12 protein-coding genes and 1 pseudogene are annotated in these 12,154 nt (G+C 52.8%); 4 read left to right on the top strand and 9 right to left on the bottom strand.

The genetic code is table 11. From position 1 onward, the window contains the following. Nucleotides 1–224, top strand: a pseudogene (locus tag B157_RS39015) (ISLre2-like element ISRsl1 family transposase); the annotation flags it as partial. A 594-nt stretch (nucleotides 225–818) separates the two neighbouring features. Here the strand turns inward: B157_RS39015 and B157_RS0114825 are convergent. Then, nucleotides 819–1,157: a heavy metal-binding domain-containing protein gene (locus B157_RS0114825; RefSeq protein WP_020604085.1), complete on the bottom strand. Its 339-nt coding sequence runs from the start codon at nucleotides 1,155–1,157 to the stop codon at nucleotides 819–821. A gap of 259 nt (nucleotides 1,158–1,416) precedes the next feature. Here B157_RS0114825 and B157_RS0114820 point away from each other — a divergent pair, with 259 nt between their 5' ends. Beyond that, a complete protein-coding gene (locus B157_RS0114820) occupies nucleotides 1,417–1,923 on the top strand; it encodes a lipocalin family protein (protein ID WP_020604084.1) in 507 nt (168 codons plus the stop codon). Nucleotides 1,924–2,132: 209 nt separating this feature from the next. After that, nucleotides 2,133–2,657 carry a lipocalin family protein gene (locus B157_RS0114815; protein ID WP_020604083.1) on the top strand — a complete coding sequence of 175 codons (525 nt, stop codon included), beginning with the start codon at nucleotides 2,133–2,135 and terminating at the stop codon, nucleotides 2,655–2,657. Between the two features lie 61 nt (nucleotides 2,658–2,718). Here the strand turns inward: B157_RS0114815 and B157_RS35440 are convergent, their stop codons facing one another. The 7 genes from B157_RS35440 to B157_RS0114780 form a co-directional block, all read right to left on the bottom strand. Beyond that, a complete protein-coding gene (locus tag B157_RS35440) occupies nucleotides 2,719–3,582 on the bottom strand; it encodes a serine hydrolase (protein WP_157618451.1) in 864 nt (287 codons plus the stop codon). A 59-nt stretch (nucleotides 3,583–3,641) separates the two neighbouring features. After that, complete coding sequence (locus B157_RS0114805; protein ID WP_020604081.1) at nucleotides 3,642–4,805, bottom strand: glycoside hydrolase family 1 protein; 1,164 nt, start codon at nucleotides 4,803–4,805, stop codon at nucleotides 3,642–3,644. 4 nt (nucleotides 4,806–4,809) lie between these two features. Beyond that, nucleotides 4,810–5,601, bottom strand: a complete 792-nt coding sequence (locus B157_RS0114800) for an alpha/beta fold hydrolase (protein ID WP_020604080.1) — start codon at nucleotides 5,599–5,601, stop codon at nucleotides 4,810–4,812. Between the two features lie 11 nt (nucleotides 5,602–5,612). Next, on the bottom strand, nucleotides 5,613–6,953 hold the full coding sequence (locus tag B157_RS0114795) for a family 1 glycosylhydrolase (protein WP_020604079.1): 1,341 nt from the start codon (nucleotides 6,951–6,953) through the stop codon (nucleotides 5,613–5,615). Nucleotides 6,954–7,030: 77 nt separating this feature from the next. After that, nucleotides 7,031–8,587, bottom strand: coding sequence for a GMC family oxidoreductase (locus tag B157_RS0114790; RefSeq protein WP_041952122.1), 1,557 nt, complete (start codon nucleotides 8,585–8,587; stop codon nucleotides 7,031–7,033). 105 nt (nucleotides 8,588–8,692) lie between these two features. Further along, entirely contained in the window at nucleotides 8,693–9,292 is a 600-nt protein-coding gene (locus B157_RS0114785) for a gluconate 2-dehydrogenase subunit 3 family protein (protein ID WP_020604077.1), read from the bottom strand. 24 nt (nucleotides 9,293–9,316) lie between these two features. Beyond that, the gene (locus tag B157_RS0114780; protein ID WP_020604076.1) at nucleotides 9,317–10,183 is read right to left on the bottom strand and encodes an SDR family oxidoreductase; all 867 of its coding nucleotides are present in this window, start codon (nucleotides 10,181–10,183) and stop codon (nucleotides 9,317–9,319) included. A gap of 185 nt (nucleotides 10,184–10,368) precedes the next feature. Here B157_RS0114780 and B157_RS0114775 point away from each other — a divergent pair, with 185 nt between their 5' ends. Continuing rightward, complete coding sequence (locus tag B157_RS0114775; RefSeq protein WP_020604075.1) at nucleotides 10,369–11,538, top strand: glycosyltransferase family 2 protein; 1,170 nt, start codon at nucleotides 10,369–10,371, stop codon at nucleotides 11,536–11,538. A gap of 15 nt (nucleotides 11,539–11,553) precedes the next feature. Here the strand turns inward: B157_RS0114775 and B157_RS0114770 are convergent, their stop codons facing one another. Continuing rightward, nucleotides 11,554–12,153: a class I SAM-dependent DNA methyltransferase gene (locus tag B157_RS0114770; protein ID WP_020604074.1), complete on the bottom strand. Its 600-nt coding sequence runs from the start codon at nucleotides 12,151–12,153 to the stop codon at nucleotides 11,554–11,556. Nucleotide 12,154 lies beyond the last annotated feature (1 nt).

Genomic DNA, 12,154 nt, shown 5'->3' with positions numbered 1-12,154 from the left:
ATCGCACTCGGATGCAGTACGGAACGTATCAAGATCGTGGCTTACAGATTGGCAGTGGTTGTATCGAAGCGGCTCACCGGACGGTGATTCAGTGCCGGATGAAGCGCAGCGGTCAGCGGTGGAGTGATGATGGGGCGCAAGCGATGCTCAACTTACGGGTAGCGGCTAAGAGTGGCCGCTGGCAATTGGTCAGAGACCGCCTAAATTTAGTTGACAACGACTAAGTCAACTTAAGGCAGGTAGTTTTGAAATGCACCTCTGGCAAACCTAAACCTGACTTGTTGGGAGGTTCGCCCTGTCAACTGCAACCCGCCGAACGAGCAAAAGCCTGACCTCTGGGACATACAACCTGTCGCCCGCGACCCGGAAATGCAGCCAATTAATGGACTTGCACCCAACATGTTATTGTACGTAAAGTCGCTTAATGCGATTTTGCTGATTAGTAGCTACTTCTAGTTTTCTACTTAACGAATTAACGCCAACTACGCCAGTTCTTTTATAAAGAAACCCGTCAGGTACAAAACTTCCAAATCTTGCCTCAATCAACTGATTAAACGGTATGTACAGGTATCGATTCAGCGGGTTCGGGACGTTGATCGGACCGCCGAACTGTGGCTATCCTGACTAATTACAGTCCGGCGTTGTGGTTTGGCAATGATAAGTATTTTTGCCGCTACTATAGCCGGGGGTCAGGTAGATCAGAACAAGGGTATCGCAACAGGCTATACGCAGGGCAATATTCAGTAAGGAATGCTTTTTGTCGTGCCTAATTCTGCCTTCTACTTGGGCAGGATACTCACTAACCCGGACGCCTTTTTTTAGTGAGCAGGCTTGATGTCCTCTGCCACTACCGCCGTGCCGTTGGCGCTCACCATGAGCATGGCTCCATTGGCACCAATCGTTTGATAGTCCAGGTCAACGCCAATAATGGTGTTGGCACCCAGGCGGGTAGCCTGATCAACCATTTCCTTGAGGGCAATACTTTTCGCTTCGCGCAGGGCCTGTACGTAAGCCCCTGTTTGACCGCCCACCACATCGCGGATGCTGGTGAAGAAATCCTTGACCAGGTTGGCACCAATGATCGCTTCGCCGTTGACGAGGCCAATGTACTGCGTAATTCGTTTGCCTTCGATGGCAGAAGTAGTCGTTATAAGCATAGGGAGATACGATTAGAAGATTGAGTGATTGCAGGTGGAAAAACAAAAGTAATCAGAAGCGAAATTAGACGCACAGTGGCCCCGATTCTGGTGAGCGGTCGTGAAGCTTTTTCAGCGCAGACATCGTTGATGACATGAGTTAATCGCAAAAAAACACAAAAAAATACGTAAACTCGTTGCTTAATCTATCACGTAACGTTTTTATTTGCGTGTCAATTCGGCGTATGACGCTGTTTCTTACCTCTAACAACCAGAACAAATGAAAAAAGCACCTTTATCGAGCCTGTTCCTGTGCGCATCCGTTATGGCCCTGCTGCTAGGGTTCGACAGTTGCACGAAAACGGATAATCCCGTTACCCCAGCCACTACTATTGAGGGAAGTTATAAAATCACTGCCCTAACCGCTGATCCTAAAGTGCTGGGCACGTTCAGTGACCTGATTGCCGCGTCGAAACTATTATTCAGCAACACCACCTGTTTGAACGATCTGACAATCACGTTCAAAGCCGATGGAACGGCAACGACCGATAATCCTAACTCGTGTCAGAGTATTCCGGTACCCGTGAGCACCTTTACAGGTATCGATGCATCCAGCAAATGGGTGTTGAATGGTAGCAAATTATCGGTTACCAGAGGAGATGGCACAAAGACGGAATATACAGTTGTCAATTCGACTCCCACGCTAAAACTACAGTGGCAGGGAATGCTGAATTACCCAGCTCCTGACCCAACCGTTTACACGTTCAATATGGAACTGAAGAAGTAATAATTCTTCCTATAACCCGACCGGCTCTCCTCAAAGAGCCGGTTTTTGTTTTTAATGACTTTACCGGGAGTCGGTTTGTGGGCCTCGTAGTGAAACACGGAACAGACCCCTGACCGTTAACGAAAGAAATGAAGCCGATTGCTCAACATTTTTTCCTTCGAGCGGATAAACAGGGCACTTTTGATCCACACATTAACCACATACGTACCATGAAAAAAAGTAATACAACCCCCTTTATTGCCTGGACTTTACTAGTGTCAATGCTACTCTGGTTTGGTAGTTGTAAAAATAGCGATGATGCTGTTACTCCTTCTGCCGCTTCTGTGCAGGGTGACTGGAAAATTGTAAGCTATAAAATTGATCCGGGGGTCGATTTTTTGGGGACGGGCACTAAAAGCAATGATCTGCTTACCCTATACAAAGCCTTCCCTGGCGGAGATGATATTATAGCCTGCCTCACTACTACTATCATTACATTCAACAGCAATGGTAAGATCACCGGTAAGTCCGGGCCAAAATGCACCGCATCAGGAGATAAAGGTCCAATTGAAGACAACTCGACCTGGAAGCTGGATGGCAACAAACTAACCATTACCACCGGTACGGATGTGTCAATCTACGATACTACGCTGGGCGGTAACACGCTGAAACTGGTTACGCAGGAGATGGAGGATTTTGACGGTGATGGAAAAAAAGAAAACTACATGATAACCATTGAATTAACGAAAGCATAATCCTGTAAAATGAATAACTGAAAGCGGCCCGGCCACGCACTAGTGCGTGGCCGGGCCGCTTTCAGTTAAAGTAGGTATAACAGATTAACACAACCTCACCAATAATCCGCTCGGCTTCCGGCGTCGGTACGCCCTCCACAAACACCGCCAGCAGAAACGGTTTTTCCGCGTACACAATCCCGGCATCGCCCCGAACGTAGGCCAGCGTACCCGTTTTGTGCGCTATGACCACGCTTTTGGGCAATAATCGGGGAATGGTGAGTACGTCTTCATTCTGTTTCAGGATGGTCAGCATCGCTTCGCAGCCTTCGGGCGTAGCCACCTGATGCCGGTATACTTTTTCCAGCAGGGCATTCATTTCCTGCGCTGTCACGTAGTTTTCCCGGCCCTGTTTGGCCGCCAGCGTGTCCATCATGACGCGATTTAGCTGGCTGCGCTCAAGACCTGATTTTCGCAGGCGCTGGTTGATCGCATCGCGCCCGAGCAGGTGGATGATTATATTGGTAGCCGTGTTGTCACTCTTGATCAGCATCAGGCGCAGTAACTCCCGGTAGCTAACCCGGCTTTGGTCGGCGTAGGTTTGCAACACACCATCCCCACCCACCTTTTCGGCTTCGGTCAGCGTGTGCATAGCGTCCAGGTTAAACATACCGGCCTTGACGCGCTCCATCAACTCCAGCATAATGGGTAGTTTGATCACACTGGCCGATGGTACCCGTACATCGGCCCGGTATGCAAACGACAGGGTAGCATCAACCAGCGACCGGGTGCTCAAACTCACCCGAGCCGCCGGTGGCAACCGTTTCAAATAACTGGTCAGTGAATCCGCCAGATTGAAAGCCGGGTTCTGTGACTGACTCCGGGCGGTGGTAGACGACATCAATAACGAGAATAGAACAAAGAGGAGTTGCGTCGTGGAAGCCAATGGGTTCGGGCGAAGTTGGTAGAAACGGGGTTGTCGAATCAAAAATAACGTACAACGCTCTATTTACTACCGACGGCCGTAACCTGCTGGGCCTGTAACAGCGCGCGGGCGTAAGGCTCATACAATACCCGGCGGGGCGGTTCAACAGTATGATCGGCATCCCACAAGCCGGACCGGTGCCAGTTTTGCAGGTGATCCCAGTCGGGCCGGTCAATGATGGGGTAGATACAGGCACCCCACAGCGGTATGCCCGCCTGCATGACGGCGGCACACTCACGCCCGATCATGCTGATCCACTGGGGGCGATGCTCGCCGGGGTGGCTGGTTTCAGTCAAGGCAATGGGTTTCTTGTAGCGTTGGTACGCTTTTATCAGGAGTTTATGAAGGGGTAACCAGCGGGGGTCAGGTACCGGATCGCCCCAGGGCAGGTAGAACGAATGATCGGATACCCACTGGTTGTCGTAGTAATAATTGAAACCGACAATGTCCAGGTAATCCGGTGACCCACCCAGCTCGGGAGCTATGCGACCGGCCAGCATATCGACCGACTGAAATTGATTTTCATCCGCTCGCCGGGCTTCGCCAACCTGCTTCGGCGTAGCACCAAAAGGGGGTACAATATGCACTAGTGGCTCAGTGGTCAGGATGCGAATGGTGGGGTCGATCTCCCGCATGGCCGCCACTCCCTCGATATAAGCCCGCATGAGGCCCCGCTTAACCTCCCAACCCTGGCTGATGCAATAGGGCGACGTACCCCGAACATCGCCCCCCAGCCACGACATAAAACTAACCTCATTGATGGGTGTAATTACCAGCGGTTCACTGGGGTAGAGGTCCCGGTAAAAATGGACGAAGGCGCGGCATAAAGCTGCGAAACGCCGGGCAAACATGGGGTGCAGTGGGGTCAGGTCGTCGGGATAGCCAAAGTGACACAGGTCCCAGATCTGCTGAATGCCCTGCCGTTTACCCTCGGCAAGCATACCTTTTACCGTACTCCAGTCGTACTGATAGGCACCCTTCTCGACCTTACTCCATTGAATGCCCTCCCGAACCGTCCGAATACCAAACGGAGCCAGTCGGGCATAATCAGCCTCCAACTCCTGTACATGTCCGGTTATGGTCAAAAAGTCGACCCGGTTACCGAAGCAGTTGAGCTGGTCGGTACATTCAAAGCCGGCCCACCAGAAAGACTGAAACGGATTGCTGATTACTGAATCGATCATAATTTTAATGCAGTGGTATAGGTACCATTGCCGCTACTCTTTTTCGTATGAAGGTAGTAAGTTCATCCGGCGTTTCCCAGGGAAGCAGGTGCCCCGCACCGTCGACGCGTTCGAGCGTTGCATCATTCAGGTAAGGGAGCGTCATTTCCGGCTGAACATCGGGCGAGAGGGCTTTGTCGTCCATGCCGACAATAATATGTACCGGAACATTAATGGAGTGCATCCGGGCCGAAATGGTTTCTTTACTACCCAGCGTCAGCCAGGCATTCCAGGCCGTTTCGGAGGTGCGCAGATTATCGGCAATGATCTGCGCCTTCGCCGACTCAGAAAGGGGCTTTACCGTAATCTTCGCCAGGGTTTCTTCCGCTGCCGTTTGCTGTCCGTGCGTTTCAAGCATTTCCTGCCGGTCGGCATCCGAAATGGGTTCAGGCACGGGTGGGGAAGGGGATACCAGCAATAAAAGTTGCAGGCCTGCCGGTTGCCGACTGGCCAATTCCAGCGCCACCTTGCCACTCATGGAATGGCCAATCAGCACAAAATTCTGGATAGCCATCGCCCGAATCAAAGCCTGAATGTCATCGGCCATATCCGCTACCGAATAACCCGTTTTCGGCGATGATGAGTCGCCGTGTCCGCGCAGATCGACTGCCACACAACGGTACTGGCCCGCCAGTTGCGCCATGACAGATTGCCACTCCAGGGCCGAGCCACCGAAGTAGTGCAGAAGCACGAGTGTCAACGGGCCGCTCCCTGCTTCCAGCACGTGGAGTTGCGTGTTATTGACCGAATAATGCATAACGGGATAGATTATATGGCAACTTTCAACCGCGCCGGACGTGCTGTAACTTCCATCATTTCTGCGTGTGGAATGATCGTTATCTGACCAAACTCCTTGAGCAGGGTCTTGTACGCTTCGGCCACGGGCCGGGGTTTTCGGTCAAGGTCATATAACCCGCAGGCGTTGACGTTATTATTGACCTCCTTCAACTGAGAATCCCAGTCGAGCTGGTCAATCAGACTATACCACGTAAAACCCATAACGGGTACTCCGTCCCGGCGCATCCGCATAATGCCGACCCATTGCTTATACAGCCACATCGGGGCTAAGTCCGGTTCGAACACGTTGGTTTCGGTATGCATTAGCGGCATATGATACCGCTCGTAGTATTCCTTGGTTATCTCATACCAGCCCAGCACGTCCATTGAGGTTTCGATAGTGCCATCGGGTAGCTTTATTCGCTCGTTCCGGCCGTAATAATCGTTACCCATTATTTGATAACCCGGCGGTTTGCCCGCCATAAACCAATCGTACTCCTGGCGGGTCAATCCATTGTCCATCATGTACATGGCTACCGTTGCCGATGGCGGATTGGCGTAGAGTAGATCCAGTGACAGAAAGCGGAGTTCGTTCTCCAGAGCGACTTCAGGGGAGGGAGTAGCGCAGAACTCGTGGGTATATTCGGCACTTTCACTCTGTACAATGATGCAGTCGTTCCGACGCTTGGCAATTTCATGATTACCCATGATACTGGCCGCTACGCAGTGTTTGAGGGCCGTTACAAAACCTTTGTCCGTTTTGAGCTGCTCATTCCAGTTGCCGTCTTTGGCACTGATGCGGGCCGTAACGTAAATCTCATTGACGGGCGTATAGTACCGAACCCAGGGATACCGTTCGGCTACGGCACCGGCATATTCGGCGAAGTGGAGGGGTAGCTCCGGGTTCTGAAAGTTTTCAATCCAGTCCGGCACGCCGAAATGCATCAAATCCAGAATGGGTGTAATCTTCAGCCGTTTTATTTCGGCCATCGCTTCATCGGCAAAACTCCAGTCGAACTTGCCCGGTCCCTTGTGGATACTGTAGTACGGCAAACCATACCGCAGTACGTTCAATCCCAGCTCTTTCACCAGCCCGAGGTCTTCTTTGTAGCGGTTATAATGGTCGCACTCCCGCAACAAATCCCGGCGTACCTTGCCGTGTTTGATGGTTGGGTAGGAGCATTCGATACCTGTAGCAAACATGAAATTGCCGGGATTGTTGAGAGGTAATCCACTGCCATCATTGCCAGCTGCTCCCCCAAACTGGTCGCCCTCGTAGTTACTATCCCCGAATTTTTTCTTGATATGCGTTAAGAAATTTTTATCAGCCATGTATCAGCGTGTGGGTGCTTACCCACGGTTAGCCTGTTGTTGATGCTTGTCTTGCTATGATAGGGCGAACGGTCTGTTTACTTCTGTTGTTCGAGAAACCGATCCGCCGTGCGGAGTGCCAGCGCCATAATAGTCAGCGCAGGGTTGACGCTCAGGGCACTGGGAAACGTTGAATTATCGCTGATATATAGATTGGGGATATCGAAAGACTGCCCGTCGGCATTCACCACGGCCGTATTCGCGTTTTTACCCATCCGACAGGTGCCAATGATGTGGGCATTGCGCGGGAAAGCCCATACATTTTTAGCCCCGGCCGCGTCCCAGATGTCGCGCATGATTTTGTCTGCGTGGGCCGTCATCCGCTTTTCGTTTTCGCCGTTCGAGAAGTAAACGCGTGGTTTGGGCATCTGTCGACTATCTTTTTCGTCCGCCAGTTCCAGGTAATTACCCGCATCAGGCAGGCAGTCGCCAAGAATGTTGATGCCCGCCACGTGGTTATAGGCCAGCGCGGCCCGTTTCAGCTCCTGCCCCCATAAGCCCCGCGCCCGCGCCATCTGGGAGAGATACGTAACCGGCATCACGCCAATCGACTGAAGTAGATACCCACCAGCAAAATCAATCGGTCCGCCGTTGCGGTGTTTCGGGCGGTGCGTATCTTCCGATATCAGGGCTCCCGGAATACCTTTGTAGGGGCGAACATCTTCGTCGAACTCGCCCCAGATTTGCAGGGCCGTGTGGGCCATCACGTTGCGGCCTACCTGCCCGCTACTATTGGCCAGGTTATTCATCAGCAACAGCCGGGCCGTTTCTACTGTGCCCGCGCAGAGGAACACGAACCGGCAGCGTTGCCGCTCTTCCTGTCCGTTACGCACGTAAACTACGTCCCGAATCTTGCCCGACTCGTCGGTAATAAGCTGCGTAACGAAACTCTCCGGCCTGATTTCGGCCCCGTGGTGGAGCGCCAGCGGAATGTAGGTGACGTCCATACTGGCTTTAGCCCCTGTGGTACACCCCGCCTGGCAGAAACCCCGATTGGTACAGGCCTTGCGATGCCCAACGCCTTCCTGGTAATAATCGGCCGACAACGCTGCGTTGGCCGCCGGAGAAGTTTTAATGCCGAGTTGTTCGCATCCGCGCTGCATGAGTTGACCCGCCCCGTTTATGGGTAATGGACCCAGTGCATACCGGCGTTTTCGGTCTGGTCCCCACGGATAGGGCGACGGCCCCGAAACACCCAGGAACTGCTCTACTTCATCATAGTACGGCTCCAACTGGTCGAACGGAATGGGCCAGTTGGAGCCCACGCCAAAATCTGTCCGGATGCGTAAATCATCTGGCTGGGCGCGTGGGGTATAGGCCGTGTAGTGCAGGGTTGAACCACCAACGCCCGTACCGGAATTATTGCTGCCAAACGGGATTGGGTCGTTGCCCGCACTCAGACGCTCGTCGGTCCAGAACAGTTTTTCCTGCGCTTTTTCGTCGGTGGCAAAATCTGTAGTTGGGTTCCAGTGTTTTCCGGCTTCGAGCGCAACCACTTTCAGACCCGCAGCTGCGAGCCGGGCCAGCAAAGGAGCACCACCGGCACCCGTGCCAATCACAACAGCGTCAACTGTCTCAGAGGTGGAGTAAGGCATGTTTTCTTCAATGGATAATGTAAAATGAATGATGGTCAATGGGTGATGGCTGGATAATGACTGACCAAGATTTTTTGTCTGTCTGTGGCCATTATTCATTGTCCATTATCCATCAATTATTTTTGGTTCCCGGTCTTCCAGCTGGTTGAGGCCAATGCGCTGCCAGCCGGGTACATCGGCCATGCCTACGTAGCCAATGGCTTCCTGCGCCAGTGGATGGCTGTAGTAGTTGGTCGTTGCTTCGGCTAGCAACTCTTCAAAAAAGCGGTTTGCGGGGAGTTTCTTCCAGATCTCGCCCGGTGCGTCTCCCTGCTGAACCTGCTGAAGGACTAAGTCCTGCCGCGTATCGGAAATAGATTGAAACGGTGAATCAAAAAGTAGCGAAGCTGTCTCGTCCACACCCGCCAGGCCCAGTTTGTAAGCCTCCCCGTCGGCAGGCATAGTGTCGTAACGCCAGCCGTCCGACTTATTCTGAACCAGTCGCTCATCAATGCTACCGGCTATATCGATGGGTGGCTGATTTTTGTCCTGCGGAATTAACCGGTTGCAAATAGCTTCCAGTAAACTAAATTCAGTTTCGGAGAAAAAATCCGGCTTTGGAGGAGGTGTTTCCAGTCGTTCTGTCAGCGCTTGCCGGGTAGGTTCGGTAACCTGGTCGGTTGGCAGCAGGGCACGTACGGTGCCATTGGGATAGTGTTCGGGCATGTTGCTTGCGTGTCTGGAAACGGATTAGCCTAGTTTACCGCCCGTTACCTCCACAATGCTACCCGTCATGAAGCTACCATCGCTGGATGCTAGCAACACATAGGCAGGGGCTAATTCTTCGGGTTGACCGGGCCGGGCCAGGGCTACTTCGTGCCCGAAGTTTTTTACTTCGTCTTTGGGCATGGTAGCGGGGATGTTGGGAGTCCAGACCGGGCCGGGCGCTACGCAGTTGACGCGGATGTTGCGTTCCCCTAGCTGAATGGCCAGCGATTTGGTAAATGCGTGAATGGCACCCTTAGTGGCGGTATAATCGACCAGAATCGGGTTGCCCACAATCCCGACGATGCTCCCCGTATTGATGATGGCGTCGCCCGCCTGTAAGTGAGGCAAAGCCGCTTTGGCCATAAAGAAATAACCGAAGATATTGGTCTCGAACGTCCGGCGAAACTGTTCATCACTGATGTCTTCCAGTTTCTCCTGGGCCATCTGGTAAGCCGCATTGTTGACCAGAATGTTGAGTTTTCCGTACGTGTCTACGGTTTGCTTTACGGCATCCCGGCAGGCGGCCGAATCCCGAACATCGGCCTGAATGACGAGGCATTTCCGGCCCTTGCTCTCAACCATCTTTTTGGTGGTATTGGCATCGTCGGTATTCTCGTTGTATACGATAGCGACGTCGGCACCTTCCATAGCAAACGCAATGGCCACGGCCCGGCCAATACCTGAGTCAGCACCGGTAATAATGGCCACCTTATCGGTTAGTTTTCCGGCGGGTTTGTAGTTGGACAAATCACTGTCGGGGGCCGGGTCCATGTCCGACTGTTTGGCTGGGTAGGGGAGTTGCTGACCGGGGATTTCTTCGGATTGTGGTCTGAATTCGTTCGTATCCATGATGTCGTCAGGAAATAGTCGAGTAGTTTATTATTCTAAGTAAACAGGTGTTCACTGGTTTTGTTGGGCGCTATTTTCCGGAAATTACCGGTGCGTCGTAATCCGTAACAATCCGTCCCGAGGGCTGTTAACAGTCTACTCACTGTATCGATCACACTTATTTTCCCGGTGAGTACGATTATATCATGCAGTTTGTACCTGCTTCGTTGTCTATCCTTTCACCCCTGCAACCTGACCTGTTTGATGCTAATTCGCCCGACCCTCAGTTGCATGTTTCGGTCGTTATTCCGGCCCGAAATGAAGCAAACCATCTTGAACAGGCACTGAATGCGCTACGCAACCAGCGGCAGCGCAACGATGTATCCGTTCCGATGGCGACGTATGAAGTGTTATTGTTACTAAATAACTGTACGGATCATTCGGTTGCCGTTGTGCAGGCATACCAGCAGCGGTATCCTGACTTTCCGCTTCGGGTGGCGGTCGTTCACCTCCCTCCCGACAAAGCCAACGTGGGAACCGCCCGGCGGATGCTCATGGATGCAGCCTGTCAGCGTTTGTTTCAGGTTGGCCGACCAAACGGTATTATCGCGTCTACCGATGCTGATACGATTGTTGATGCTTACTGGATTGACCAGATACGAGCCGAAATCAGGCAGGGGTGCGAAGTAGTTGGTGGGCGGATTCTTACGTGTCCCGATGGCAGACTGGTTCGGCTCAACCACCTGCGCGACGTAACCTACCGGATGCTTATTGCCCGGCTGGAAGCCTGTCTTGATCCCCAGCCTGCCGACCCGTGGCCCCGCCATTTTCAGCATTTTGGGGCGAGTCTGGCCCTGACCTGTGCTGCTTACGAACGGGTTGGGGGCCTGCCAGACGTACCGCATCTGGAAGATGAAGCACTTTACCGTGCCCTGCTGCGAACGGACACGCCGATTCGTAAAAGTACGCAGGTGCGCGTGACCACGTCTACCCGAACCTGGGGGCGGGTAGACGTGGGGTTTTCTGAGCAACTGCGGTACTGGGAAGCGTTAAACGAAACCAGCCAGTGTCAGTTGGTGGAAGCACCTCAGGCCATTTATCAGCGACTGCTGAACCGGCATCGGCTACGGACAATCTGGCAAGAGCGTCATGCCCGCCAACCGGCTGATGCGTTGACCCGTATTGCCGCTGATTTGCTGGTTGATACAGACTGGCTGGGCTGTCAATTAAACCAGGCGACGTATTTTGGTCAGTTATGGGAGGATATAGAAAACCAGCAGGCCACCGGGCCCTGGGCTTCATACTGGCAACCCGTACCCGTAAAAGCGGCCATTAGCGAATTACGATTACTGATTCATTCACTGACTGCTGTCTGATTGGGTGTTTTCAGATTAAAGCGGTTTCTTCTCGAACAGATCCAGCCGGTACGTAGATTCACGCTGGTTGGTCAGGTGTGTCAGTGGCCCTTCCGGCTGGGCTACCTGTAAAAAAAAGTCGTGAACCTGATCGCCGGTTAGAGGATAGTCGTGGACAAATGGGGTCCAGTGAACCAGCAATAAATGCCCCCCGGGGTTCAGGCGGTCCACCAGTAATTGCCGGGCGTGTTCCAGGTCGGGCATCCACAGATAATAGCCTACTTCCGACAAAATGATCAGGTCGAAGGAGTCATCCGGGAATTCGCCGGGGATACTCATCTGCTGAATCGTGATGTTGGCGTAAGTCGCCAGTCGTTCGCGGGCAGTTTTCAAGGGTAATTCGCTGGCATCCACCGCCAGCAAATGGTCACAGCGGTCAGCCAGCATCTGGGTCAGCACGCCAATGGAGCAGCCAATCTCGAACGCATTCGCGTAATGCGCCCGGGGTAGCGCGGCCATTGTCGCCTGATATTTCTGATACTCATAAGGGCTTGTCGCAAAGGACCAGGGATCGGCGCTGGCCTCATAAACCCGGTCGAAGTAAGCTTTATCCAGACTGGTTGATGGTGTTGACATA

It is taken from the genome of Spirosoma spitsbergense DSM 19989, from assembly GCF_000374085.1.
GTDB classification, from domain to species: domain Bacteria; phylum Bacteroidota; class Bacteroidia; order Cytophagales; family Spirosomataceae; genus Spirosoma; species Spirosoma spitsbergense.
This window is presented reverse-complemented; position numbering and strand designations above follow the sequence as displayed.